General features: G+C 34.9%; 28 protein-coding genes, 2 tRNA genes and 1 rRNA gene. 9 read left to right on the top strand and 22 right to left on the bottom strand.

Going from position 1 to position 25,717, the window contains the following annotated elements; translation table 11 throughout:
• Nucleotides 1–15: 15 nt before the first annotated feature.
• A complete protein-coding gene (locus C5F47_RS01635) occupies nucleotides 16–582 on the bottom strand; it encodes a YkgJ family cysteine cluster protein (protein WP_179361178.1) in 567 nt (188 codons plus the stop codon).
• A 68-nt stretch (nucleotides 583–650) separates the two neighbouring features.
• Here C5F47_RS01635 and C5F47_RS01630 point away from each other — a divergent pair, with 68 nt between their 5' ends.
• On the top strand, nucleotides 651–1,028 hold the full coding sequence (locus C5F47_RS01630) for a hypothetical protein (RefSeq protein ID WP_179361177.1): 378 nt from the start codon (nucleotides 651–653) through the stop codon (nucleotides 1,026–1,028).
• 37 nt (nucleotides 1,029–1,065) lie between these two features.
• The gene (locus C5F47_RS01625; RefSeq protein ID WP_179361176.1) at nucleotides 1,066–2,535 is read left to right on the top strand and encodes a leucyl aminopeptidase; all 1,470 of its coding nucleotides are present in this window, start codon (nucleotides 1,066–1,068) and stop codon (nucleotides 2,533–2,535) included.
• A 2-nt stretch (nucleotides 2,536–2,537) separates the two neighbouring features.
• Here C5F47_RS01625 and C5F47_RS09705 read toward each other — a convergent pair whose 3' ends face one another.
• Both C5F47_RS09705 and rrf read right to left on the bottom strand, forming a co-directional pair.
• The gene (locus C5F47_RS09705; protein WP_281361085.1) at nucleotides 2,538–2,666 is read right to left on the bottom strand and encodes a hypothetical protein; all 129 of its coding nucleotides are present in this window, start codon (nucleotides 2,664–2,666) and stop codon (nucleotides 2,538–2,540) included.
• Nucleotides 2,667–2,720: 54 nt separating this feature from the next.
• Nucleotides 2,721–2,840: ribosomal RNA gene (gene rrf / locus C5F47_RS01620) — 5S ribosomal RNA — on the bottom strand.
• A gap of 93 nt (nucleotides 2,841–2,933) precedes the next feature.
• On the opposite strand from rrf, the gene C5F47_RS01615 reads away from it, so the two are divergent.
• A complete protein-coding gene (locus C5F47_RS01615; protein WP_179361175.1) occupies nucleotides 2,934–4,721 on the top strand; it encodes a ribosome biogenesis/translation initiation ATPase RLI in 1,788 nt (595 codons plus the stop codon).
• 5 nt (nucleotides 4,722–4,726) lie between these two features.
• The gene (locus C5F47_RS01610) at nucleotides 4,727–5,554 is read left to right on the top strand and encodes a class I SAM-dependent methyltransferase (protein ID WP_179361747.1); all 828 of its coding nucleotides are present in this window, start codon (nucleotides 4,727–4,729) and stop codon (nucleotides 5,552–5,554) included.
• Between the two features lies 1 nt (nucleotide 5,555).
• Here the strand turns inward: C5F47_RS01610 and C5F47_RS01605 are convergent, their stop codons facing one another.
• A complete protein-coding gene (locus tag C5F47_RS01605) occupies nucleotides 5,556–5,774 on the bottom strand; it encodes a hypothetical protein (RefSeq protein ID WP_012214676.1) in 219 nt (72 codons plus the stop codon).
• Nucleotides 5,775–5,811: 37 nt separating this feature from the next.
• Nucleotides 5,812–6,309 (bottom strand): ribosomal protein S18-alanine N-acetyltransferase, encoded by a 498-nt coding sequence (rimI, locus tag C5F47_RS01600; RefSeq protein ID WP_179361174.1) that lies wholly within the window; start codon nucleotides 6,307–6,309, stop codon nucleotides 5,812–5,814.
• A gap of 73 nt (nucleotides 6,310–6,382) precedes the next feature.
• On the opposite strand from rimI, the gene C5F47_RS01595 reads away from it, so the two are divergent.
• A complete protein-coding gene (locus tag C5F47_RS01595; protein ID WP_179361173.1) occupies nucleotides 6,383–7,492 on the top strand; it encodes a site-2 protease family protein in 1,110 nt (369 codons plus the stop codon).
• Here C5F47_RS01595 and C5F47_RS01590 read toward each other — a convergent pair.
• The gene (locus C5F47_RS01590) at nucleotides 7,484–8,566 is read right to left on the bottom strand and encodes a nickel-dependent lactate racemase family protein (RefSeq protein ID WP_179361172.1); all 1,083 of its coding nucleotides are present in this window, start codon (nucleotides 8,564–8,566) and stop codon (nucleotides 7,484–7,486) included. The two genes, C5F47_RS01595 and C5F47_RS01590, sit on opposite strands and share 9 nt — an antisense overlap.
• A 50-nt stretch (nucleotides 8,567–8,616) precedes the next feature.
• Between C5F47_RS01590 and pyrE the strand changes: the two genes are divergently transcribed.
• Nucleotides 8,617–9,222: an orotate phosphoribosyltransferase gene (pyrE, locus tag C5F47_RS01585; protein ID WP_179361171.1), complete on the top strand. Its 606-nt coding sequence runs from the start codon at nucleotides 8,617–8,619 to the stop codon at nucleotides 9,220–9,222.
• A gap of 112 nt (nucleotides 9,223–9,334) precedes the next feature.
• Here pyrE and C5F47_RS01580 read toward each other — a convergent pair.
• Nucleotides 9,335–9,408, bottom strand: a tRNA-Ile gene (locus tag C5F47_RS01580).
• A 41-nt stretch (nucleotides 9,409–9,449) separates the two neighbouring features.
• On the bottom strand, nucleotides 9,450–10,082 hold the full coding sequence (locus C5F47_RS01575) for an iron-containing redox enzyme family protein (RefSeq protein ID WP_179361170.1): 633 nt from the start codon (nucleotides 10,080–10,082) through the stop codon (nucleotides 9,450–9,452).
• An 80-nt stretch (nucleotides 10,083–10,162) separates the two neighbouring features.
• Here C5F47_RS01575 and C5F47_RS01570 point away from each other — a divergent pair.
• Together C5F47_RS01570 and C5F47_RS01565 are read left to right on the top strand one after the other, a co-directional pair.
• Nucleotides 10,163–10,241: transfer RNA gene (locus C5F47_RS01570), tRNA-Glu, on the top strand.
• Nucleotides 10,242–10,358: 117 nt separating this feature from the next.
• Nucleotides 10,359–11,135 (top strand): polyprenyl synthetase family protein, encoded by a 777-nt coding sequence (locus C5F47_RS01565; protein ID WP_246271147.1) that lies wholly within the window; start codon nucleotides 10,359–10,361, stop codon nucleotides 11,133–11,135.
• Here the strand turns inward: C5F47_RS01565 and C5F47_RS01560 are convergent.
• Genes C5F47_RS01560 through C5F47_RS01510 form a run of 11 tightly spaced genes read right to left on the bottom strand, consistent with a single transcriptional unit; the run spans nucleotide 11,125 to nucleotide 21,462 of the window.
• Nucleotides 11,125–12,609, bottom strand: coding sequence for an NADH-quinone oxidoreductase subunit N (locus C5F47_RS01560; RefSeq protein ID WP_179361168.1), 1,485 nt, complete (start codon nucleotides 12,607–12,609; stop codon nucleotides 11,125–11,127). The genes C5F47_RS01565 and C5F47_RS01560 overlap by 11 nt on opposite strands.
• A gap of 13 nt (nucleotides 12,610–12,622) precedes the next feature.
• On the bottom strand, nucleotides 12,623–14,701 hold the full coding sequence (locus tag C5F47_RS01555; protein WP_179361167.1) for an NADH-quinone oxidoreductase subunit 5 family protein: 2,079 nt from the start codon (nucleotides 14,699–14,701) through the stop codon (nucleotides 12,623–12,625).
• Between the two features lie 3 nt (nucleotides 14,702–14,704).
• The gene (locus tag C5F47_RS01550; RefSeq protein WP_179361166.1) at nucleotides 14,705–16,258 is read right to left on the bottom strand and encodes a complex I subunit 4 family protein; all 1,554 of its coding nucleotides are present in this window, start codon (nucleotides 16,256–16,258) and stop codon (nucleotides 14,705–14,707) included.
• Complete coding sequence (gene nuoK / locus C5F47_RS01545; protein WP_179361165.1) at nucleotides 16,258–16,563, bottom strand: NADH-quinone oxidoreductase subunit NuoK; 306 nt, start codon at nucleotides 16,561–16,563, stop codon at nucleotides 16,258–16,260. Before nuoK ends, C5F47_RS01550 begins: the two co-directional genes overlap by 1 nt.
• Nucleotides 16,544–17,056: an NADH-quinone oxidoreductase subunit J family protein gene (locus C5F47_RS01540; protein ID WP_179361164.1), complete on the bottom strand. Its 513-nt coding sequence runs from the start codon at nucleotides 17,054–17,056 to the stop codon at nucleotides 16,544–16,546. The genes nuoK and C5F47_RS01540 overlap by 20 nt, the downstream gene beginning before the upstream one ends.
• Entirely contained in the window at nucleotides 17,049–17,546 is a 498-nt protein-coding gene (locus C5F47_RS01535; protein WP_014964445.1) for an NADH-quinone oxidoreductase subunit I, read from the bottom strand. The genes C5F47_RS01540 and C5F47_RS01535 overlap by 8 nt, the downstream gene beginning before the upstream one ends.
• Nucleotides 17,546–18,844: an NADH-quinone oxidoreductase subunit NuoH gene (nuoH, locus tag C5F47_RS01530; protein ID WP_179361163.1), complete on the bottom strand. Its 1,299-nt coding sequence runs from the start codon at nucleotides 18,842–18,844 to the stop codon at nucleotides 17,546–17,548. Before nuoH ends, C5F47_RS01535 begins: the two co-directional genes overlap by 1 nt.
• A complete protein-coding gene (locus tag C5F47_RS01525; RefSeq protein ID WP_179361162.1) occupies nucleotides 18,845–19,981 on the bottom strand; it encodes an NADH-quinone oxidoreductase subunit D in 1,137 nt (378 codons plus the stop codon).
• A gap of 2 nt (nucleotides 19,982–19,983) precedes the next feature.
• The gene (locus C5F47_RS01520) at nucleotides 19,984–20,565 is read right to left on the bottom strand and encodes an NADH-quinone oxidoreductase subunit C (RefSeq protein ID WP_179361161.1); all 582 of its coding nucleotides are present in this window, start codon (nucleotides 20,563–20,565) and stop codon (nucleotides 19,984–19,986) included.
• Nucleotides 20,565–21,089: an NADH-quinone oxidoreductase subunit B gene (locus C5F47_RS01515; RefSeq protein WP_014964441.1), complete on the bottom strand. Its 525-nt coding sequence runs from the start codon at nucleotides 21,087–21,089 to the stop codon at nucleotides 20,565–20,567. Before C5F47_RS01515 ends, C5F47_RS01520 begins: the two co-directional genes overlap by 1 nt.
• Before the next feature lie 40 nt (nucleotides 21,090–21,129).
• Complete coding sequence (locus C5F47_RS01510) at nucleotides 21,130–21,462, bottom strand: NADH-quinone oxidoreductase subunit A (RefSeq protein WP_179361746.1); 333 nt, start codon at nucleotides 21,460–21,462, stop codon at nucleotides 21,130–21,132.
• Between the two features lie 154 nt (nucleotides 21,463–21,616).
• Between C5F47_RS01510 and C5F47_RS01505 the strand changes: the two genes are divergently transcribed.
• The gene (locus tag C5F47_RS01505) at nucleotides 21,617–22,081 is read left to right on the top strand and encodes a redoxin domain-containing protein (protein ID WP_179361160.1); all 465 of its coding nucleotides are present in this window, start codon (nucleotides 21,617–21,619) and stop codon (nucleotides 22,079–22,081) included.
• Nucleotides 22,082–22,086: 5 nt separating this feature from the next.
• Here the strand turns inward: C5F47_RS01505 and C5F47_RS01500 are convergent, their stop codons facing one another.
• Genes C5F47_RS01500 through C5F47_RS01490 form a run of 3 tightly spaced genes read right to left on the bottom strand, consistent with a single transcriptional unit; the run spans nucleotide 22,087 to nucleotide 25,647 of the window.
• A complete protein-coding gene (locus C5F47_RS01500) occupies nucleotides 22,087–22,599 on the bottom strand; it encodes an acyl-CoA carboxylase biotin carboxyl carrier protein subunit (protein WP_179361159.1) in 513 nt (170 codons plus the stop codon).
• A 6-nt stretch (nucleotides 22,600–22,605) separates the two neighbouring features.
• Nucleotides 22,606–24,093, bottom strand: coding sequence for an acetyl-CoA carboxylase biotin carboxylase subunit (locus C5F47_RS01495; protein ID WP_179361158.1), 1,488 nt, complete (start codon nucleotides 24,091–24,093; stop codon nucleotides 22,606–22,608).
• Between the two features lie 6 nt (nucleotides 24,094–24,099).
• Nucleotides 24,100–25,647, bottom strand: a complete 1,548-nt coding sequence (locus C5F47_RS01490; protein WP_179361157.1) for an acyl-CoA carboxylase subunit beta — start codon at nucleotides 25,645–25,647, stop codon at nucleotides 24,100–24,102.
• Nucleotides 25,648–25,717 lie beyond the last annotated feature (70 nt).

Raw genomic sequence — 25,717 nt, 5'->3', positions numbered from 1 at the left:
ATACAAATCAAATTCTCAAGAGAATAAAGAAGATTCTACTTTATCCAACATAAATTTCAAAAACTCAGACAGAGACTTTTTTTCCCCATGTTTTGCATTCCATTCCTTAACAAGTTCATCATAGAACTTCCACTCAAATTCATCTTTTTTAAGATGAGTTACCATCATTTTCTCAAATTCGGCAAGATCCCAATCTACGGGACACATTATCTTATCCATCTGAATTAATTTTCCATTTTTCATTGCAAAAGGATATGATTTGCACACTCCAGGCTTGAAATCATTAACTGTGCATCTAAAAACATCTTTGGTTTCTTCAAGGAATTGACATCCACCATTTTTTTGTTTCAAGGCAAGATCAATCAAACCTTCTTCCAGATTTATTCCAAGAGAATAATCTTTTGCACCATAAATTTCTAAGAATTTTTCAGGAGCCATTTGTAATCCTTTAGACAATCTGTAAACATCATGAGCATTTACAAATATCACATATTCTTTACAACAATCAGTATGACATGAAACACAAGGGAATTCTCCAGTTTTATTATGACTAGAATCATGACTATCTACAATTAATGTCATAAATTATCAAAATAGATTTCAGGTATTAAGTTTGTAAAATTTTAATTTGATCGTTTCTATGTATTGTTATGGAAATAAAAGAAAATTTTCCCATCGTATTGTTTGATAATCAATGTTATTTGTGTATGAAATTTGCAAGTGCAATTAATTTTTTTGCTAGAGGTAAAATTGCAATGGTAGGACATTATTCAGAATTTGGGGAAAAAATTAGAAATGACATTTTAGATGAATCGGCATTGGAAATGTTTTGGTTTATTAATAAAAAACGAGCTTGTGGAGGAAGAGCCGCTTTACTGCCATTAATAAAATCAATTTTATCTACAAAAACAAAAAAATCATCAATGTCAAAAATTAATGATGGGTGTGAGTATGATTGCAAAACAGTCAAAGCAGTTTTTGTAAGATCAGCAAGTCTAATTACGAATAGTAAGACAATAGATCTATAATAAATCTAAATAATACTTCAAAAAAGAGAATTTCATTATGAAAATTAAAACTCAAAGTTCTACAAAAAAGAAAACGAGTCTTCTGTGTGGATTTGTATTAGAAAATTCAAACAAAGTTCTAGGATTACCAAAATTTGACACTAAAACTACATTGGCAATTAACCAGTCTCTAAAAGATATGGAAGGGAAATTAGGAAAACTTAGTCTAGTTCCAATACCTGGAAAACCCATACAAAGAGTCCTGCTTGCAGGCATAGGAAAAAAAGAAAATCTAACAAAAGATACCATTAGATTTGTCTCAGGAAAAATTGCTCAAAAAGCAAGGGAGTTAAAACTATCTGAATTTTCAATTATATCTCCTCCAAGTTTTGTTATTGAACCAATTTCTTCAGTGTCTCAGATCATTGAAGGTGCAAAAATGGCTCTCTACAAATTTGAAAAATTCAAGACCGAAAAAATAGAAACTTCACCAAATCTCACCATCATTGTTTCAAAATCAAATAAAATTTCAAAAGCTATCAAAACAGCTGAAATTGTTGCAGATGGAGTAATATTTACAAAAAATATTGCCAATTTGCCTCCAAACGAATGTACCCCTACTACATTAGCTAACTTTGCAAAAAGTATGTCAAAGAAAAATAAAATGAAATGTAATATTATTTCAGAGCCTGAATTAAAGAAGAGAGGATTTGGAGGAATATCAGCAGTAGGTCAAGGAAGTAGTAATCACCCAAAATTGATTATTCTTGAACATAATGGTGGTAGAAAAAATGACAAACCAACTGTTCTTGTAGGAAAAGCAGTAACATTTGACACAGGTGGCATTTCATTAAAACCTGGTGCAGCCATGGATGAAATGAAATTTGACAAATGTGGAGGTTGTACAGTTCTAGGTATAATGAAATCAATTTCTGAACTAAAGTTACCAATCAATGTTGTAGGGATTGTTCCTTCAGTTGAAAATATGCCAGGTGGAGAATCATATAGACCTGGAGATATCATAAAACTATACAGTGGAAAAACTGCTGAAATTCTAAATACAGATGCAGAAGGTAGATTGATTTTAGCTGATGCTTTATCATATGGAGAAAAACATTATTCTCCAAAGGCAATTATTGATTTTGCCACTCTTACAGGTGCATGTATTGTAGCACTTGGAACCAATGTAGCAGCAATTATATCAAATGATGAAAAACTAACAAAGAAAATCAACGATTCTTCTAAAAGAACAACTGAAGAAGTTTGGGAGCTACCATTGAATCAAGACTATATGGATATGATAAAATCAGATGTTGCAGATATGAAAAATGTAGGTATTGGAAGAGCAGCTGGAACAATTACTGCTGCTGCATTTTTAAAAAATGCAATTGAAAAAACACCTTGGACACATATCGATATAGCAGGAGTTGCATGGACGCAGGGAGCTACAAAAGAAAAATCATACAATCCAAAAGGTGCTACAGGCTTTGGTGTAAGATTAATTTTAGATTATTTACAAAATTTGTAGAGTTAGTAACCACGACTATTTCTATCAGGAGTTCCAACATTTGGATTTCTCCAACCATGTTTTTCCATCATGTGATTTAACAATCTAATATCATTGTCACATAGTTCTCCACAAACACTACAATTAGGCATTTAATTCACATCAATCCAATTAATTGAATATTAAAAGATTGATTGTAAAGTAGAAAATGCCAGCACTGTTGCTTCCCAAGAGCTCTCGCATCTTAGTAGCACAACAGCGACATCAGGTTTGACTTCCAAGTTCGGAACGGGATTGGGTCGCACCCTAACGCTATGGCCGGCTTGAAAATTGATGTCAAATTCTCATCTATTAACGTAACGCCAGATTTGAAATATGCTCAAAATAGGTATAAAGCAAAGAAAATACCGGTTTACAACATGACTCATAGAGTAGCCGTTTTAGATCAAGATCTGTGTCAACCACAAAAATGTGGCCTAGAGTGTATCAAATACTGTCCAGTCAATAAATCAGGCTCAGAATGTGTTACTATCAACGAAGAGTCAAAGAAAGCCCAGATTGATGAAGACATTTGTAATGGTTGTGGAATTTGTGTCAAAGTATGTCCATTTGATGCAATTACAATTGTGAATCTAGCAAGTGAATTAGCTACTGACAAAATTCATCAATATGGAATGAACTCATTTAGACTTTACAAATTGCCTACACCAAAGAAAGGTGAAGTTGTAGGATTATTAGGAAGAAATGGAATGGGTAAAAGTACTGTTGTAAATATTCTGTCAGGGAATCTTAAACCAAATTTGGGCAGATATGAAAATCCTCCTGAATGGGATGAAATTTTAAAACATTATAGTGGAACTGAATTAAAACAACATTTTGAAAAAATTAAACAAAATCAAATTCGTGCATCAATTAAACCACAACAAGTCCATCATATTGCTCAAGCATTTGATGGTACCGGAAAAGAACTTCTTGACAAATATGATGAACGAGGAGTTTCAAGAGAACTAATCAAAGAATTAGGATTAGAAAATTCAATGGAACAGAGTTTGAAGGAATTAAGTGGTGGTGAATTACAAAGAATTGCAGTTGCTGCATCTGCATCAAAAGATACAGAATTTTATTTTTTCGATGAACCATCATCTTACAACGATGTTTTTCAAAGAACAGGAGTTGCACGAGTTATACAAAATTTAGCAAAGATAGGAAAAAGTGTGATGGTAGTAGAACATGATTTAACATTATTAGATTTTCTAAGTGATTACATAGAGGTATTGTATGGTGAACCAACAGCATATGGAATTGTTTCAAATATTTTATCAACCAAAATTGGAATCAATGTGTTTTTAGATGGATATTTACCAACTGAAAATGTAAGATTTAGAGATAAGAAATTTTCAATGGACGTATCATCTTCAACTACAGACATTTTCCAAGAAGGTAGCGATATTGTTTCATATCCAAAATTAGTAAAAAAATATCCTTCATTTTCAGTAGAAATTGAGCCTGGAAGGGTAAGAAAAGGAGAGGTTGTGGGTATAATGGGTGCAAATGCACTAGGTAAAACTACAATGATGAAAATGATAGCTGGTGTTGAAAAACCAGATTCTGGTAGTGTGGATAAAAAAATTAAGATTGCTTACAAACCGCAATATCTTCAAAATGATCTTGACGTGGAAGTAATTTCAGTTCTAGATAAAGCAAATGGAGATCCAGTAGAAGGAAGTATGGAAGAAGAACAAATTCTTGATCCATTAAAAATTAAAAAACTCTACAATAAATCTATCAAAAATCTTTCCGGAGGAGAACTTCAAAAAATAGCAGTTGCATCATGCCTGTTACAAAAAGTTGATTTGTATGCATTAGATGAACCTTCAGCATTTTTGGATGTAGAGGATAGAATTGCAGTTGCAAAGTTCTTACAAAAATTTGTTCGCTCTTTTGGAAAATCCGCAATCATAATTGATCATGATTTACAATTAATGGATTTAGTTTCAGACACAATGGTAATATTTGAAGGAGAGTCGGGTGCTGCAGGTAAAGCAACATCACCAATGCCAAAGGCTGATGCCATGAACAGATTTCTAAAATCACTAGACATGTCGTTTAGAAGAGATGAAAAAAGTCTAAGACCACGTGTAAATAAATTAGAAAGTAGATTAGATAAGGATCAAAAAACAACTGGAAACTTCTATTACAAGCATTGACTCGAATGTTAAAAAAAGCACTAGAAAATGTGCTTACAGAAAAAGAAAGTGATGAATTAATTTCAGCGTTTGACCAGATAGGCGAAATAATTATTGTTAGAATTCCAGATTCTTTGCTTTCAAAAAAGAAAATTATAGGACAAGCCTTGTTAGATGAGGTAAAAATTGTAAGAAGCGTGTTTTATCAAGCTTCAGCCGTAGAGGGGAATTTTAGAACGCGAGATCTAGAAATTCTTGCGGGGGAAGACAATACTGAAACGGAATACAAAGAATTTGGATGTAGATTCAGGGTAGATGTAAAAAATGCGTTTTTTTCACCCAGATTATCTACTGAAAGGGAGAGAATTGCAAATTTGATTCAAAATGGCGAAATAATGACAAACATGTTTGCGGGAATTGGCATGTTTTCCATCATGGCTGCAAAGAAAAAGGAATGTACAGTGTATAGTCTAGATATCAATCCAGTGGCTTCAAAATTATGTGAGACCAATATTGAACTAAACAAACTTACAGGAAAGGTAATTTCCATCAACGGTGATGCTTCTGAGATTGTTAGAGAGCAATTAATAGACAAATCAGATAGAACATTGATGTTGTTGCCAGAAAGATCTGATGAATTTTTACAATCTGCAATAGATACAACAAAAAATGGAGGGATCATTCATTATTATTCACATATTCATGCAGATAAAAAAACAGATGCTGGAAAACTCTCTGAAGAACATTATCTTAGTGTTACACCTGTAAAATCAGAAATTTTAGATTCAAAAATTGTACGAGCAGTTGGTCCAAGATACTATCAAACAGTTGTAGATGTAAAAATTTCTAAATGAATTAATCGTCAGAGGTTATTGAAGCAGGGGATGGTTTTGTTGTTGCCATTACATATCCAATCCATGCAACTACTCCCAAAATTCCTCCAGCAATCATCAATACTGATAATTGTAATACAATTGGACTCCATTCAGACAACATCAACAAATATGCATAAAGGAAAAAGCCACCAATACAAAGTACAAAAATTGTAATGCCCATTCCTTTTCGTTTGTCCATGGCGAGGAATTTTTTGTGAGTTATTTATTGGTTTGAACTATTGTAATTCAATAGCCATAAGATATGCATCTTCGCCATCTCGATAATAGGCGTTTAGTTGTTGTCGAATTACAAATCCTTGTTTTTCATATAATCGAACAGCCTCAGTATTACTACATCGTACTTCTAAATAGAATTCATCACATTTTCGTAATTTTACACCATTAACTGATTCTTCAACTAGTGCATTTCCAATACCTTTTTTTCTGTGTTCTTCAACTACCGCAATTGAAACAACATGACCTTTTTTGACAAAACCTAATTTCTTAAAATTTGAAAACCCAAATTCAGTTTTACACATAATGTATCCAACATGTTTTCTTCCAATTTCAGCCACTAAGAAAGCTTCAGGTAGTTCAGAAAGTAAGCTTTCATAGAAATAATCAGAATAATGTTCAGGTAGAGTTTTTAGATTTATTTCCATGACAGAGATTAGATCGCTTGGTTCTGCTCTTCTAATATTACAATCCCCCAATTGTCGAAGAATTACTTGCATGATAGTATATGATATTGTCAATATTTAATTTTAAACCAAAAGACCATTTAATGGAAAAATCTAGTCTTAAAGAGTGGACGACCCCTCACAAGAAGAGATAATTTCTATAGTTAATTCGATTTTCCAGGTGAGTGACTTTACAAAAACTGAATTTTCACTAGAGTTTCAAATAGATGACACTGATTTTAAATCAAAGTTTGAGAGTTTAGCAAGAAAATTAGAAAATATGAGTTATGTTTGTAAATTAGAAAAGATGGAGGATGAGGGTCTTTATGTAATTATTCAAAAATTTTCTCCAAAAAAACAAAGAAAATGGATGAGTACTTCATGGACTCCAAGAATATTGTTTGCAATAGTTATTTCATTTGTAATGATTGACGGATACTATAGAACATCAGGTACAAATTCAATTGTAGAGATTGGCGATCCTCTTGAAATGGCAGCAGTTTACACTCTATCATTATTAGGAATTTTAGGCGTTCATGAACTTGGTCACATTGTTGCAGCAAAAGCACATGGACTAAAAACGACTTGGCCTTATTTTATTCCAGGACTTCCAGTAATTGGCATTCCGACATTTGGTGCATTTATTCAGTCAAAAGGATTAACAATTAATCGAGAAATTTTATTTGATGTTGCAATTGCAGGTCCTATTGCAGGTTTGGTAATTGCAGTCATAGTTTCAATTTATGGCGCATATACTGCACCAGTTTTAGATCCAGAAATTGCAGCAGGGTTATTTGAAGAATCTAAATTAATTGAATGGAATCAAGGTGAGCCTTTACTCATGAGTGCTAGTTTAGCATTATTTGGTAAAGGTGGAACAGGTCATGAAGTAATTCTAACTCCCGTAATGTTTGCCGCGTGGATTGGATTTTTGATCACATTTTTGAATTTACTTCCAGCATGGCAATTGGATGGTGGGCATATGGCAAGAACATTACTTGGTGTAAAGATTCACAAATATGCAACCTATGGAAGTATGCTAATTCTTGTTTTGCTGAACTATTGGTTAATGGCACTTTTGATTCTCTTCATGAGTTCGAGAAATCCTAGTGCATCTCCATTAGATGATGTCTCACCACTATCAAGAAATAGAAAAATTGCATACATTGGAATAATTGTGTTAGCAGTTTTGTGTGCACCACTGCCATCAAGTTTTTTGCCAGGGATTTTACCTTAACAATAATCTAGCGCCATCAGTTACTACTGCAACTTTTTGTCGTGCACCTTGAGTTTTGAGAATATAATCCATAGAATATTTTATCCCTTGCATAGAAACCATGTTGAGTTTTTTTGCGTAAAATTCAGGTAAAATTGAAACTAGGCCAACTTGGAATTTCTTTTGTATTTCAGAGAGGAATAACAAATCCTCCATTCCGTTAATGTACTTGGTAGGATTTTTTAATTGTTCAATGGTTAATCTATCTTCAATGTATTGTTGTAGAGCATCAGATCCTAATCCACCCTTACATTCTGCAACCAAGATAGCAAGACCATCTTTTTTGATAGCATTAGAGCAATTCCAAAGAGAAGAAAATGAATTTCCAAGGTTGTCATTACTTGCATCTTTTCCAGTACTAATCACCATTGTTTTATGTTCACCTACATCTTTGATAGAATTAGATTCCAAAATTTTTGTTGAAGATGTTGTTTCTGAAGGATGACCAATGGTAAAATCTAAAATGCCTTCTGAATTTGCAACTATTTCAATTCCTTGAATTTCAAAATTATCAGTAAATTTTTTTGCTTCAGTTAGACTTTCAGAATATTGTCCTGGAGTTGGAATATTTCCTTGTCTTTTAGCATATGCTGCAAGCATTGATTCTTGACCAAATTTTTTGATTAGACGTGTAGAAATAGTCTCATATCCAAATAATCCATTAAATTCCATCTCTCCCATAAATACAAGATTAGAGTTTTCAATACCAACATCATCAAATTCATTGATTGAACTTCCTTCAGGTAATCCAGACTTTACCAGATTGAGAATTTTTTTATCAGTTAATATTTTTGGGAATGGTTTAGATTTTTGTTCACATAGAGTAAACAAGGAAGAGATGATTTTTAGAATAGTTTTAGAATTATGTAATACTACAAGTTCCATAGGTTTTGACAAATCAAGAGTGTTTAGTTTTTCATTGATCGCGGAATCATCTAAAATTTTGCCTTCAGAATCAATTTTTTGCTCAAGATTTTCTGCCTTTATATCCAAAACTACATCTGTAATTCCATAATTTAACCAAATTTCAGGCATAATTATCACTCAATACAAAACAAAATAAATCCAGTGTAGTTAACTTTTGTATGGAATTTGTAAAAGAGTTTGCAACATTTTTGCATCAAAAAGGCATTATAAAATTCGGTGATTTTACACTAGCAAGTGGAAAACACAGTTCGTATTATGTAGATTTAAGATTAGTACCAAGTTATCCTATTGAATTTAGAAAAATGGTAAAATATCTTGAAAATCAGATTGGTGAAGATGTTGGATTAGATAATTTTGATTCAATTGTCTCAGTTCCAACAGGAGGTTTAGTAATTGCATCTGCACTAGCAATTGAAACAGTCAAACCACTAATCTATGTCAGAAGCAAACCAAAAGATTATGGTACATCAAAGTCTGTAGAAGGAAAAATCCACGACAATATGAAAGTCGTTATGATTGATGATGTAGCTACAACAGGAGGTTCAGTTGTAAATGCAGTGAAATCTCTAAAAGAAGTTAACATTTCAGTAAAAGACGCATATGTTATTGTAAATAGAATGGAGGGAGCTGATGAAGCACTTTTAGAATTAGGAGTGAAAATGCATTCAATTCTAAACATTTTACAAATCACAGAAGCCTTGTTTGAACAAAATCTAATTGGCGAAGACATATTAGAAAAAGTGAAAAAACAAATCAACAAGTAAATTTTGGCAGCTCAGTCAAATGCCTTCCAATCATCAATTCAGATATAACTCTGATTCTTCATTGCGGCCAAATAATTTTGAATGGGCTCATTTTAAAACTAATTGAAAATAATGGGCCCGAAGGGCTTCGATCCCTTGGCTCACCGGTTATGAGCCGGTTACTCTACCAAGCTGAGTTACGGGCCCTAAGCAAAGGAATTTTTTCTCAGGTATAAAATGTTATGAGATTAACAGTATTCTTTGTAACAACTATCAAGCAACAAATTTTGTGCTGAAATTGATTTGTCTGCAATTTCAATTAAGTTGCTAGAGTCAACGGAGGATTTTTCAAGGATATTTCTCCAGGATGCAGCATGTCTAATGTCAGCTTCAGTATGAAGTTTGAAATATTCTGTAGCTTCATTACTTGTCATTCCATAGAATTCAGCCAATCCATCAAGTTTTGTTTGACTGATTTTAGGAATTTCTTTTTCAAAGGCATACATTGCACATGCCCCTCCATCAAAAGTATCCATTAGTTGATTCAAATCAGATACAGCTTTTTGTGTTTTAGCTGTTCCAGAATATGAAATTAATTCATCTTCAGGAATTCCTAGTTCTCCAGCAAAAGCAATCCATGGTTTAATATGATCAGATTCTTCTTGTTGGTTTTCAACTAATTCACCAACTACTGACTCTGGAGACTTTGCAATAATTGGAGTCATGAAAGAAGGAACAGATTTTACAAGTTGAAAATATTCTTTTGAATAACCTGCAAGAGATTCCTGTGTTAATTTTCCATCAGACCACATTTGGTAAAACGGATGTTTTAGTAAACTTCTTTCTTCAATCATTTCATCAATTTTCTGTATAATATTCATGATTCATCTCCAATACTGCCAATAAAAAAATCTTTGTGGTTTACAAAAGATTTTATGATGATAATGCAGAATTTTCATGGGTTCCAGTGGTGTAGACCGGTCAAGCATTTTGCCCTTTCAAGGCAAAGATCCCGGGTTCAAATCCCGGCTGGAGCACCAAGATTTATTTACTTATGGGAAAGTTTTTTGATCAGGCCCATCTTGGACAGGAAAAATATCGAGATTAATCCTCTGCTTGAAACCTATGGAAAGTACATTCAACGAATAGATCAGGCGTTGGACAATGAACTTGCAATTTATTCTGAATCTGAATTTATTGAACCTCTAAAATATTCCCTTGAAGGTGGGAAGCGAATTAGACCTATTATTTTGAATTTAGCAGCTGAGAGTGTGGGTAAAATTGATGAAAATGTATTATCTGCATCATGTGCTGTTGAATTTCTCCACATGGAATCAATTATCCACGATGATATTATTGATGAAGAAACCATGAGAAGACAAAAAGAACCATTTCATGTAAAATACGGATACAATACAAGTGTGTTAACAGGGGATTTTGTTTTGGGGTTGATTCTTGCAATATCATCTAGATTAGACAATGCTAGAATAACAAAAGATTTGGCTACAACTGCAATGCTCATGAGTGAAGGAGAAATGATTGAAGGCAGATTAGAAACTAGTGAAGATGTTACATTTGATGATTATCTAAAAGTAATTGAATACAAAACAGCTACTGCATTTCAAGTTGCAGCTAGAACAGGTGCGATAATTGCAAATGGGAGCGAAGAACAAATTGAGGCATTATCCGAATATGGAATTAATCTTGGGATTGCATACCAAATCAGAGATGATTTGTTAGATTGGAAAAATGAAGATAAGCTATTCAATTTGTTAATTAAGAAAAGTTCTGATCCTAGAGATGTTTTTAACAAAATGGAAGAATTACTAAAAGAATATTCAGAAAAAGCTAGATCTAGTTTAAGAAAAGTGCCAGACAGTGATGCAAAGATAAATCTAGATAATTTAATTAAATTTACTTCGTTTAAGGCATAAGTCCTAAACTAATTACTGGTGTTGCAAACTCTACAAACTTTAGTAGTGGTTCTGGATAAACACCAAATCCTACCAAGAAGATTGTCGAGAAGATCATTACAGCGATAATAGATTTTGGTTCTGCAATCCTCTTTTCGGTTTCTCCTTCAAAGTACATCTTTCTTGTAATCCAACCATAGTATGCAAGAGATAATGCACTGTTAAGGACACCAGCAATTGCAAGCCATGGTGCCCACCATAATGCAGAAGATGCATCTAATGCACTGCCAAATAACATCAATTTACTCCAGAATCCAGAAAGTGGTGGAACTCCAGCGAGTGCAAATAGAGCAATAACTAAACCTAAAGCAGTAATTGGCATTCTTCTTCCAAGTCCTTTTAATTTGTCAATGTGAGTGACTGCAAGAGTGGTTACAATTCCTGTAATTGCAATAAAGGCAGCACCTTTCATGACTGCGTGATTCATAATTTGATACAAAGAACCTTGTAATCCTAGAGAACTATGTGGTGCTACTGCAAGTCCAATCAAAATGTATCCTGCATGGGCTATACTAGAATATGCCAACATTCTTGAAATGTTCTTTTGCATAATTGCCGCAACATTTCCTATCGTCATGGTCATAACTGCAATAATTCCAAGTGCCAACGTCCAATCAAGATTTAGAACTACCATTCCAAGAACTACAATTCTAATTGTTGCTGCAAATCCTGCTTTCTTTGTTGCAGCAGCTAATAGTGCGGTGATTGCAGGCGGAGCTCCCTCATAAGTATCAGGTAACCATTGATGGAATGGAACAAGTCCCATTTTAAATCCAAATCCTGCAATAAACATTCCAACTGAAAGTAATGCAAGTGGCAACATAGAAGGATCAAGTGTTGAATAACCTTGTATGACTTCTCCAATATTTGTAGAACCTGTTAATCCATAAGAGATTGAAATTCCGTAAACAATTATTGCAGAAGATAGTGCACCAAAGAGGAAGTATTTTAGAGCGGCTTCATTTGAACTTGGGTTCTTTTTCATGTATCCGACCAAAATGTAAGTTGGAATACTCATGAGTTCCCATGCAACAAATAACATAATCAAATCAGTAGAATAGGCAACTAGCACCATACCAATAGTGGCAAGTAAAATTAGTGAATAGTAAACAGCAGGAGAGTTATGCTTTCGCATATAATTGAAAGAGCCTACAGTTGTGAAAATAGCGACAATAAGCATTGCAATTGCAAAGAATCCACCAAATGCATCATCAACAATTACGTCTTCAGAAAATAATGCAGAAGAAGCAATGTTTTCGGTATAAAATTGGTATCCAACATATCCCATGGATACAATTAATGCTGCAAATGCAATGACTGCATAAAATGAATTTGATCCTTGTTCTTTTCTTGCTATGCTAATGATTGGAAGTAAAATTCCAACCGTTCCCAAAATTGCAATTAATACCAATGGAGTTGAACTAATTTCTAACATTTCATCATTTCTCCTATATCAACAATATCAAGACTACGAATAGTAATCCTGCTCCAAATACGAATAGATAAGATTGTGAGACACCGGTTTGAGTTCCTTGTACAACTTTAGCACTCCATCCAACTGCTTTTTGGACTCCAGCATTCATACCGTAATCGATAGCGGTCTTTTCAAAGTATCGGAATACACCTCTTGCCAACCATAGTGGGGCTACTACAAAGCACCAGTAGATTATTGCGTTTAGGTACCATCTGTTTAAGATGAGTTTATGAAGAGAGTAAAAGAAAATATTTGAATTAACAAACTTGATTGGATCAACCCATCTTCCAATGTAGAATATGTAACCTAGTCCTATTCCTGTAGCAAATGCTACTAATGATGAACCAAGTGCAACTGGATTAAGTCCTTGTAAGAATTCAGGTAAGATTGATGCTTCATCTGCTGCATGTGAAGAATGAATTCCAAAGGAGTGTTCAAGATATTCTTCAAACAAATGATGTAGTCCTTGTTCTGTAGATAATCCAATAAGTCCAATTCCAATAGTAAGTACTGCAAGAATTCCATATGGAATCCACATTGATAATGATGCTTCATGAATATGATGTCCTTCTTCCTCCATCTTTTCGATATGTTTGCTCTTCTTTCCAAAGAAGACCATTCCAATCATTCTTGTTGTGTAAAATGCAGTGATAACGGCAGTTAGTACAGCGATGATGTAAAGTGGCATTGCCCATTCGTTTCCAGAGGTATAAACTGCGGCAAAGATTGCATCCTTACTCCAGAAACCTGTTGTGATAAATGGTGCACCCATCAAGCCAAGACCTGCAGCCCACATGAATGCATAAGTTTTCTTCATCTGTTTTCTCAAACCTCCCATATCGGTCATAAATCTAGAACCAACAATATGCAACAGAGAACCTGCTGCCATGAATAATGAAGCCTTGAACATTGCGTGAGAAATTAAATGGAAGAATCCTGCAGTGTAACCATCAACATATTGGTGAGATAATCCTGCAACACCTAATGCCATCATCATGTAACCAATTTGAGAACCAGTAGAATATGCAAGAACTTTCTTAATTTCAGGATTAACCATACCTTGTGTTGCAAGTAATAATGCAGTAATTGCACCAACCCAAGCAATAATTTCAAAGAACTGGTCTGCCATAATTCCAGCAGCACCTAATGCAAACACAAGTGGACCAATTCTTGCTACCAAGAAGACACCTGCTTTTACCATTGTTGCTGCGTGAATCAATGCAGAAACTGCGGTAGGACCAGTCATTGCTTCTAACAACCATTCGTTTAGTGGGAATTGGGCTGACTTTCCGATAGCACCACCAAATAGCAAAACGAATGCAGGAACTAATAGTCCCTCAGCTTGCATTGCAATTGCCCAATCAGTAGAATCCATCAGTTCTTTAAATCCAAATGTACCTGCATACAAGAATATCAAAAGCATACCTGCAATCATCATCACATCACCGACTTTGGTCATGATGAATGCCTTCATACCGGCATGTGTTGGTGCATAGTAATCTAACATACCAAGAACAGTTCTACCTTCAACACCAACATGATCTTTCTTTTTATCACGATACCAAAAGCTGATCAAAGCATAAGATGCAAGTCCGACACCTTCCCATCCAAAGAATACTTGTAACAAGTTGTCAGATAATACAATTAATTGCATTGAACCAATAAAGAACATCATCCAGAACCAGAATCTTGTAATGTCTTTGTCACCTTTCATGTAACCAGTACTGTAAATCATAATCAAGAAGGAAATCCAACCGACTACATTTGCCATTATAATTGAAAGAGGATCTGCTAAAACACCGCCTTTAAGACCAAGTGCTTCTATCCACATAATTTGATGATGCATTTCGTGTGCTTCCAAAGCTACAGGAATCATTGTGGCAGCAGATAATGCACTCATTAAAGCAAAAGCAACTGCAACATATCCAGTTGCATGTTTTGATAATTTTCCAACACCAGGAATAATCATTGCAGCGGCAAATGGTAAAATCCAAACTAACCATGCACTAAGTGTTCCAACTTCAAATGGTAATCCAAAAGCTTCAGTTGCCATAATCTATACTCCCAACACTCCACTCATGTACGGAATTATTGTCTTCAAGAAAATATCTGGATAAATACCAACTACAATTGAGAATCCTGCTAAAACCATCATTGGTGCTGTCATGTACCAACTTCCTTCCTTCACTTTTTCAAGATGTTCAGGAGTTTTTCCAAAGAATACACGTTTTAGCATCCAAAGCATGTATGACATTGTAAGTGCAGTTGCAACAAGACCCAAACCAAATGTTACTGCTCTAACAGTGGAACCTTCTTCAATAGCAGTCTCTAAAGCACCAAAGAATAGAGGCCATTCGCCCATGAAACCACCTGTTGGTGGAACTCCCATGATTGTTAATGCACCAATTACCGCACATACTGCAGTGATTGGCATCTTTCCTGCCAATCCACCTAATTTTGAAATGCTTCTAGTTCCTACTTTAACAATAATAATTCCAGCCATCATAAACAGAATGCCTTTTCCAATTGCGTGTGTTACATACATCATTTCTGCACCGGCAAGACCAAGTACAGATATCGAACCAATACCAAACAGGATGTAACCCATCTGACTAATACTAGAATAAGCAAGCAAACGTTTTAGATCATCTTGCATCAAAGCCATTGCACCACCATAAATCATAGTAACAAGACCCCAGATGTGTAACCAAATTGATAGTTCTGCAAATGTCAATGGTAAGAATTCTACAATTAATCTGAAAACACCATAAGCACCAATTCCGATCATGGCAGGAGATAACAGCGCACTGATTGGTGTGGGTGCTGAACCGTGAACGTAGGGTAGCCAAACATGGAACATAAAGACTGCCAGTTTAACTCCAAGTCCAATTGCAATTGCAACTGCAGAATACATTGCAATATCTGGAGGAATTTCAGATTCTCTGATATCTGCAAAGTCAAAGCTTCCAAGTGTGAGTCCAATCATCAAAAAGCCCAATAGTAAAACTACTGCACCTGCATGAGTCCAGAACAAGAACATTAAACCAATTTTTCTTCTAGGACCATCACCCCAAAGTGCTACCAAAAAGAAACCAGGAATTAGCATTACTTCAAAGAAGATGTAAAATTCAATTAGATTAGTTGAAAGAACTGTACCAAGCATACCCATTGCAAAGACAAGGTATAGTGCAAAGTAAAGTCCAGATTTTGCATTAACATAATTCGTAAGGGATGATGATTCGATGACAGATGATTGACCACCACTTGATGTGTTGATTTTCTGTTCTTCTTCAAACTGCTCATGGAATTTATGAATCATGTATGGTTTTGAGTAAATTGCCAATATGGTAGACAAAACATAAATCATTATTGCAAATGGTGATGCCAATCCATCTAACAAGAGACCAAATTCACCGAACTGTTCAGTCCATGGATAGTGTTCCTCTACGGTACCAGATAGGGCTGCATTGATTACAAGTATTGTAGTATACAATAGAATTGCAAATGTAAACCACATTGCAGGAGTTGGTCCTACTTTTCTTCCAATAATGTAAGCTACCGGAGACAAGAGTAGTGGTAAGAAAACTGCCTGTAATAATGCGTATTCCATTATCCCTTCAAGCTCCTAAAGTCTGCAATATCGACATTCTGATACATACGGTAAGCGACAATGATTAATGATAAACCAACTGCAACTTCTGCTGCCGCAATAGCTATGGAGAACAATGCCATAGTTTGGCCACCACTATGAGGTAAGAATCTGCCAAAAGCAACAATGTTCAAGTTTGCTGCATTGATAATAATTTCAACTGCAAACAACATTCGGATAAAATTACGTTTTACTGCAAGGCCATAGATTCCTATGCCGAGTAAGGCAACAGATACTAAAGTAAAATCAATTAGCTCGTTGGTCATTCTCCACATCCTCACGTTTGGCTAAAACTAATGCTCCAGTAACAGAACCTGCTAAAAGTAATCCCATCAGAATTAATGCAGGCCAATAATAGGTTACAAAGTCAACACCTATGTCTTTAAAGTCAGCAGCAGGTTCATCAGTAGTTATTGTTTTGATACCAGAATCTAAGAACACTGCACCTAATGAAATCATAATAATAAGCATCAAACCAATGCCTGCAAATTTTCTACGTTTGTCTTCAATTTTTTTGAAGATTAATTCTCTCTTTACTAACATTACAGTAAACAAAATCAAAACAGCGATAGAGCCAACATAAACTGCTATTTGGAATAATGCAACAAATGGAGCATCAAGTAGGAAAAAGAATCCGGCAACACCACCCAAAGTTCCCATCAAAGCAATAGAACCATAAATCAATGATCTCATTTCAAGTGCTGCAATTGCAGAACCAATTGTAATTACTGCTAGTGCAAGAAACGCAGCATCAGCCATGTGTTGCACCTCTATCAGATATTTGGATTTCACTATCCTGTGCAACATATGGTTTTACCTGTAGTTGCGCAGGAGTGTAAATCAGACCTTCTTTTGAAAAGGAAGATAATTCATAATCATTTGTCATGTAAAGTGCATAAAATGGACATGCATCAACACAAAGACCACAAAAAACACATTTTCCATAATCGATTTGTGGCATAATTGATTTTTTATTTTGTTTTTGTTCTTCTGGAACCTTTACCATTGCAATTGCTTCTGCAACTCCTTCACATGCAATTGAACATAATTGGCAACCAGTACAGTGATCATGGAATAGCATATGGCGTCCTTTTAATCCAGCAATACCAACACCAGTGGATGGATCAAATTGATACCCATCACCTACAAACTTTAATTTTTCTTCAGGATATCGAAGGGTAAATCGTTTAGTAGCAATATGTTTAATTCCAGAGTTAAGTGCACGAATAATTCCAGTTGCAGTTCCCATTATTGTAATCCTCCTGGTCCTAGCACTCCAGCGTAAAGCAGGCCAAGTGCAATAAAGATGTTAACGAAAGCTAGTCCAATTAATTTGGTCCATCCAAGATTCAATAACATGTCAACTCTAATTCTTGGGAATACACCTCTAGGTAACAATATGAAGAATATGACAGCGACAGTTTTCAATACAAACCATAGTGCGCCATTAAGCATTTCTTGATCAAATAATGGCAATCCAGGGAAAGGTCCAACTACCACAGGGCCCATTTCAACTCCCGTAAGTAATTCTTCTGGGAATGGAGGTACAACCATTGGGCCATTCCATCCACCAAGGAAAATAACAACAAACAATCCTGCAAACGCATAAAGTTTGAGATAAGTTCCTAATTGAACAAGACCATACATCATTCCAGATAATTCAGTTAGCCATCCAGCTACAATTTCACTTTCTGCCTCTGGAAGATCAAATGGAATTCTTTCTAATTCAGCTAACATAGTAATGAAAAATACTATTGCACCAATTGGCAAAAATACAATCCATGGGAAACTGGATTGACTAGCTGCAATTTCAGATAAATTAAGAGAACCAGTTAACATTACAGCACCCAACAAAGACAAAATTAATGGAATTTCAAATGAGACCATTTGGAATAATGCTCTGATACCACCAATGAATGGGAATTTACTGTTTGCAGACCATGCTGAAAGAATTGTAACGATTGGGAAAAATCCAATTACTGCAAAGACACCAAGTAATCCCATTTCTACATCTGCAACAACCCAACCAGGTGCTACAGGGATAAACGCAACAAATGCTGCTGCAGTTGCAACAAACAATACAGGTGCTGCCCAGAAAATAGGTTTGTCAGCTTTTGCTGGAATAATAATTTCTTTTGAGATTAATTTTAAGCCATCTCCCATTAATTGTAAAATACCTTCAAACTTTCCACAGTAGAAAGGTCCAACTCTTAATTGTAATTTTGCAAGCATCTTTCTTTCAATAAAGATAGTACCAGCAGCGATTAATGCAGCAAATCCAAATCCTGGAAATGCCATAACTCTAAAAATATCAGTTGCCATGAATGCTTGAACAACTGGAAGAATACGTGTAGGATCAGCCATCCAAGTAAATGCAAGGAACGGTGTAAGTAATTCTCCATCAATTACTGGCATTTCAATTACAAATAGAATCATCATAATTGCTGGAAGACCAATTAAAACTACAAGGAAGATAATCCAAAAAATATTATCAAGTAATGATTTGATAAACTCACTTAGTTTGAAATTTGGTGCAATGACGGACATTTATCGGTCTGCCTCCACTGGCCAATAATTTAGACTCCAGTAAACTGATGGCATGTTACCAAGCTTTTCACCTTTTAGAAGATTTGGTAAAGCAATGAGATTTCTAAAGGAAGGAACACTCAACTTTACTCTATATGGTTCTGTTTTAGCATCAGATACAATATAGCAACCAAGTGAACCTCTACCGGATTCTACACGTTTGTAGACAGATTCAAGTCCTTTGGTTTTTGGATTTGGTTTTAGTTTAGTTCTAACAGAGCCGGACTTTGGCATTTTTTGTAATGCTTGTCTGATAATATTACAACTTTCTAACATATCAAGCCATGGAATTCTGGATCTTGCATAAGAGTCACCTTCTTTCATTACATTGGTATGGACGTCTAATTCATCATAGACATCATATGGTTCCTTTACTCTAAGATCATAATCGACTCCACTTGCACGAAGCACAGAACCAGTTGTTCCATATCGAATTGCATCTTCTCTTGATAGAACACCAGTATCTTGAGTTCTTGAAATTAGAATAGGATTATCGTAAAAGACTGCAGCATATTCTTTGATACGTTTCTCAAAATAGTTTACTTGTCTTAAACAAACATCTTCAAAGTTTGGTGGTAAATCATTTCTAACTCCACCTGGAATAAAGTGTGCATGTGTTACTCTTGCACCAGTCATTTTTTCCATTAAATCAATTAAGAGTTCACGGTCTCCTGCAGGCCACATAAACATTGTAGAATGTCCCAAAAAGATTCCGTAAATTGCAAGCCAGTACATAATGTAGATACATCGGTTAAGTTCTGATGCAATTACTCTAACATACTTTGCACGTTCAGGAACTTCAATTCCAAGTAGTTCTTCAGCTCCCAAAACATATGGGTATAGAACATTACATGAATCGTGAATTACAGGTCTTTCTAAGTGAGGAATATTAGTAATGTAATTTCTATACTCTGCCATTTTTTCTTCTCCACGATGGACATATCCTGGATCAGGATCACATGCAACAATATAGTCACCGTCAATTTGTACAACAATTCTCATGTGGCCAGAACCTGGATGTTGTGGTCCGACATTAAGAGTCATGATTCTCTCATCAACTTTTTGGAGTGCTAATCCTGGAGGTAAAGTAAAAGTCATCTCTATCTTCCCTTTATTGCAAAGTCCTTTCTAAGTGGTGGTAAATCTGCCCAATCTTCTGGCAAAAGTAATCGTCTATTATCAGGATGACCTTCAAAGAACACTCCAAACATTTCAAAAACTTCTCTCTCATGAAATTCTACACTGTAAAAGATATCTCTCAGAGTTGGAAGTTTAGTTGCATCATTTCCAGGAATTGGATTTGTTTCTCTCTGAGCTCTAGTAGCCAAAACAAGAACTTGTCTTGCCAATGATGATTCGGTGTAAGATCCTATATGATAAACAACTTCAATTTCATTATCTTGAGGGTAATCTACGCCTGAAACAGATTCAACGTGGTCATAATTTAGTCCATCACGAATGAATTCAGCAACGTCATGAACATTTTCTCTGCCAACATTAATTCGAACTCTATCTTCTTTTACAAATCCAACTTCGATTTTATCACCGAACTTTTCAACTAGTTTATCAGAAATACTTTTTTCAAATGCAGGTAACTCAACAGGTGCTGTTTCAGGTTTTGGAGGCGGAGATTTAACTTCAGGTTTAGCATCTGCAGGAGGATTTTCAGTTTCAGTACTCATTATACAAACTTCCTAGCCTTCATTCTCTTGATTTTCTCTTGCAATAACATACATCCTTGAATAAGAGTTTCAGGTCTAGGTGGGCAACCTGGAACATAGACATCAACTGGAATTACTCCATCAATTCCTGGAAGTACATTGTATGAATCAAAATACAATCCTCCAGTAATTGCACAAGCTCCCATAGCAATTACATATTTTGGTTCTGGCATTTGATCATAAACTAATCTGAGACGTGGTGCCATTTTTCTTGTAATGGTTCCTTGAACAACAACAAGATCACATTGTCTAAGTGAACCAAATGCTTCAATGATACCAAATCTTTCAACATCATATCTTGGACTTGATGCTGCACCAAATTCTACACTGCAACAAGCTGTCTCAATGTGGACAGGCCAGAGTGACCAAATTCTACCCCAGTTAATGGCATAGCCCAATGGTTTATCAATTGCTTTTTCTAAAATATCCCCTAATTTTCCTACAAAGACATTTGCATTTTCTGGTGTTACTAAGTCTTTAAGCAATTTTATCTCCTATCCCCGTAAATGTGATTTATATAAAAAACTACCATATCCTTCTTCTCCCAGATTGATATAATGCAAATGCCATTGCACCAAACATTATAGCTAAAAAGCCCATCATTGGTAAAGTTGCTACTTTTGGAATTTCTAAAAGTACACTTCCCCATGCATACAAGAAAATTGCCATTACATCAAATATTACAAACATCAGAATATACGGATAATATTGCATCATGAAATGCGTTCTTCCTTCTCCTGAAGGGACTTGGCCACATTCCATTGGCAAAAATTTTACTGGATTACTTCTTTTTCTAGGAGAAATCATTCTTGAAATAACTAAAGCTGGAGCCATAGCTACTATGCCAAACGCAAACATCAATACAACGGTACTGTAATTGCCCGCTAATTCCCCGACCAATTTAGCTTTTCACCCTAATTTTTGTATAAAAAGGTATGTTTCGTTTTTGGATCAAAATTTGAAAAAAATATTTTTTGTAAAGAACTTAATAGGATAACGACAAATCGCGATCATGTCATTAAATGTAGGAGACAATGCCCCAGATTTTGAACTTGCAGATACTGAATTAAAGATGAGGACTTTGGATGAATTTAAAGGCGGAAAAATAGTCTTGTCATTCATAGTAGCAGCTGGTTCTCCAGTGTGTGAAGTAGAACTTTGTACATTTAGAGACTCTTATGAAGAAATGAATAAGCTGGGTGTGCAAGTAGTAGCAATCAGCAATGATGGCCCATTTGCAAACAAAGCATTTGCCGAAAAACACAATTTTAACTTCCCATTGTTAGCTGATTATACAAGTAAAACAATTAGAGATTATGATGTTTTAATGCCAGATTTACTTCACATAAAAGATTACAATGCAGCAAAACGTTCTGTTTTCATAATTAATGAAGATGGAAAAATTGGTTACAAATGGGTCTCAGAAGATCCACTAAAAGAACCAAATTATGATGAAATTAAAAATTTCTTAAAATAAAAAACTTATTCTATTTCTGCAATAACGTCGCCTTTTGCAACAGTTGCTGTTTCTTTAATTTTGATTGTTTTTATGACACCGTCTTTGTGAGATTTTACTGCAACTTGCATTTTCATAGATTCTAATGTACAAACAACATCTCCTTTTTTAACAGCATCACCTTCTGCAACTGATAGTGAAACAACTTTACCAGGAATCTGACTCTTCAAAGCTAGTTGTGCATTACCTGCACCACCTCCACCTGAATTTTTGTAAACAATTTCATCAAAGTGAGTATGTAAATTAAGTATGATAGGAACATTGTCAATTACAATATTCATTTCATTTGTTGATTGTTCAAGATATTTAGCTTTATGATAAGTTTGATCTAAAATAAATTCAATTCCATTAGAATTCATCGATATGATTTTTAGATTGTGTTCATTATCATTAATTTTAATTACATAATCATTGTTTCCAAGATTTTCTATAATCTTTCCATCAAATGATTTTTCTAAGTCTTGTATTTTATAATCCATTTTTCATCAATCCAGTTTGTATTTCCAATTAGAGTTATTGGCAGTACTGTTTTGTGCTCTGCTCTTAAAGTACTCAGAATGAATAATGGCAGCTGCTAATGCGGCTTCACTTTTTTCTTCTTTTTCTTTTTTAAGATCTTCAGTAAGTCTATCAATCATTCCATAACGTTTGAGAAAGTCTGTTGAAAGATCTCCATTTTTGTATTCATCAGACGCAAGTATTGTTTTGTATAATGGAATTGAAGTTTCAACACCTTGAATGTAAAAGTCATTAAGTGCTGCAAGCATTCTAGTTCGTGATTCTTCAAATGTTTGACCCCAAGTAACAAGTTTTGCCATTAGTGAATCATAGAATGGAGAAACAGTACATCCAGGGTAAAGATAAGTGTCACATCTTACACTTGGTCCTGCAGGAATTGTCACGTCAGGAACAGGACCTGTAGAAGGAGCAAAGTCTAAGAAAGTATCTTCTGCATTAATCCTACACTCAATTGCATAGCCATTCATTTTGAGGTCACTTTGTTTGAATGGAATTGGTTCACCATTTGCAATGTCTAGTTGTAATTTAACTAAGTCTAATCCAGATACAAATTCAGTGATTGGATGTTCTACTTGTAATCGAGCATTAATTTCAATAAAGTAAAATTCTCCGTTATCTGCCCTCAAGAATTCTGCAGTTCCTATGTTTGTATAGCCTACTGCATCAGCAGCTCTACATACAGATTCACCTACACGAGCTCTTGTCTCTTCATCTACAACTGGTGAGGGGGTTTGTTCGATTAATTTTTGGTTACGTCTTTGAATGGAACATTCTCTTTCAAAGATATGAACAGTATTACCGTGGGTATCTCTAGCAAATTGATATTCAATGTGTCTTGTTTTTTCTAGGAATTTTTCTACTAGAATTGCAGATTTACCGACAGCTGCAATAGATTCTCCAGTAACAGATTCAAACCCATCACGTAATTCTTGATCATTAGTTACAATTCTAATTCCACGACCTCCACCACCATAAACTGATTTTAGCATTACAGGATAACCAATTTCATTTGCAATCTTTTCTGCATCATCTGCATCTTTTACTAATCCAGGACTTCCAGGAACTGTTGGGACTTTTGCCTTTAACATTGCATCCTTACATTTCATTTTATCTCCACAGAGATTCATAGATTCTGCGGTAGGGCCAATAAAATTAATTTTATTTTTCTGACATAGGTTTGCAAAGTCATCATTTTCTGAAAGGAAACCATAACCTGGATGCACTGCATCAGTTCCTGATTTGAGCATCACTTCAAGAATTTTATCTTGATTAAGATATGATTTTGCAGGAGCTGCTTCTCCAATATGATATGCTTCAGTTGCTTGTTTAACATGCATTGAATTGTAATCTTCATCAGAATAAACTGCTACTGTCTTAATTCCTAGTGCCTTGCAAGTTCTAATAACACGTAAAGCGATTTCTCCTCTGTTTGCGATAAGTACTTTTTCAATCATCTTTAATCACAGGTTGATATTTCCATGTTTTCTTGGTAATTGTTTTGCTCTTTTATTTTCGAGCATTTCAAGTGCTTTAATTAACATCGGTCTTGTTTCAGCAGGATCAATTACATTATCTACAGTTCCATGAGATGCTGCAACGTATGGATTTTCGAACTTTTCTGTAAACTCATCGATTAATTGTTTCTTTAATGCTTCAGCATCATCAGCTTCAGCAAGGTCTTTTCTATACATAATTTTTACAGCTGCTTCTCCACCCAAAACAGCACATCTTGCAGTTGGCCATGCATAGTTAATGTCAGTTCTAAGATTTTTACTTCCCATTGCAATGTATGCACCACCATATGCCTTTCCAATAACTAAAGTAATTCTTGGAACAGTTGCTTCACAGTATGCATAAAGTAACTTACTACCATGTCTAATGATACCGTTATGTTCTTGATTAGAACCTGGCATGTATCCGGGAGTATCAACTAAAGTAATTATTGGAACATTGAATGAATCACAGAATCGAATGAAACGTGCTGCTTTGTTTGATGAATCAATGTCAAGTGCACCAGCAAGTACAATAGGTTGGTTTGCGACAATTCCAACAACCTTTCCATTCATTCTTCCAAAACCAACTACAATGTTTGCAGCAAACAATTCATGGACTTCAAAGAATTCATGATCATCAACAATTGAATTTATGATTTCTTTCATATCATATGGTTGTAAAGGATTTTCAGGAATGATATTGATCAAGTTATGATCCATTCTGTTTGGATCATCATCAGTTTTAATTTTAGGTGGTGCTTCAGTATTATTTTGAGGTAAATATGAAATTAATTTTTTGATATAATCCATACATTCGTATTCATTTTGTGCAACAAAATGGGCCACACCACTTTTGGAACCATGTGTCATTGCTCCTCCTAAATCATCAAAAGATATTTCCTCACCCAATACAGTCTTGACTACATCAGGGCCTGTGACAAACATAGTTCCTACTTTTTCAACCATAATTACAAAATCAGTCATTGCTGGCGAATATACAGAACCACCTGCTGATGGACCAATACTTGCTGTAATTTGTGGAATTACACCAGATGCTAATTGATTATGATAAAAGATATCTGCAAATCCATCAAGACTCATGATGCCTTCTTGGATTCTAGCTCCACCAGAATCCATGACACCTATAATTGGACATCCTGTTTGAACAGCATGATCCATTAGTTTACAGATTTTTTTAGCTCCCATCTGACTTAGTGTTCCACCAAGTACTGTGAAATCATATGCAAAGACAAAGACTTGCCTTCCATCAACATTCCCATAACCACCAACTACACCATCTGTAAAGAATTTCTTTTTCTGCATATCATATTCATGATAATGATGTGTGGTTAGTGGATCAATTTCGGTGAAAGTACCTTCATCAAGCAAAAGATTAATTCTCTCACGAGCAGTTAATTTCCCCTTATCATGCTGAGCCTTGATTCGATCTTGGCCTCCGCCTTGTAATGATGTATTATTTTTTTTAGTATATCCTTCAATCTTTTCAGAATGCACGGTATTCTGAATCAAGATGGTTTCCTATATTAATTTAGTTTGAGAATATCAAAATATGAAAATTTTAAGA

Origin of the sequence: Nitrosopumilus cobalaminigenes (genome assembly GCF_013407145.1) — an archaeon.
GTDB classification, from domain to species: Archaea; Thermoproteota; Nitrososphaeria; order Nitrososphaerales; family Nitrosopumilaceae; genus Nitrosopumilus; species Nitrosopumilus cobalaminigenes.
The sequence above is the reverse complement of the archived record's forward strand: the minus strand, read 5'-3'. Positions and strand labels throughout refer to the sequence as shown.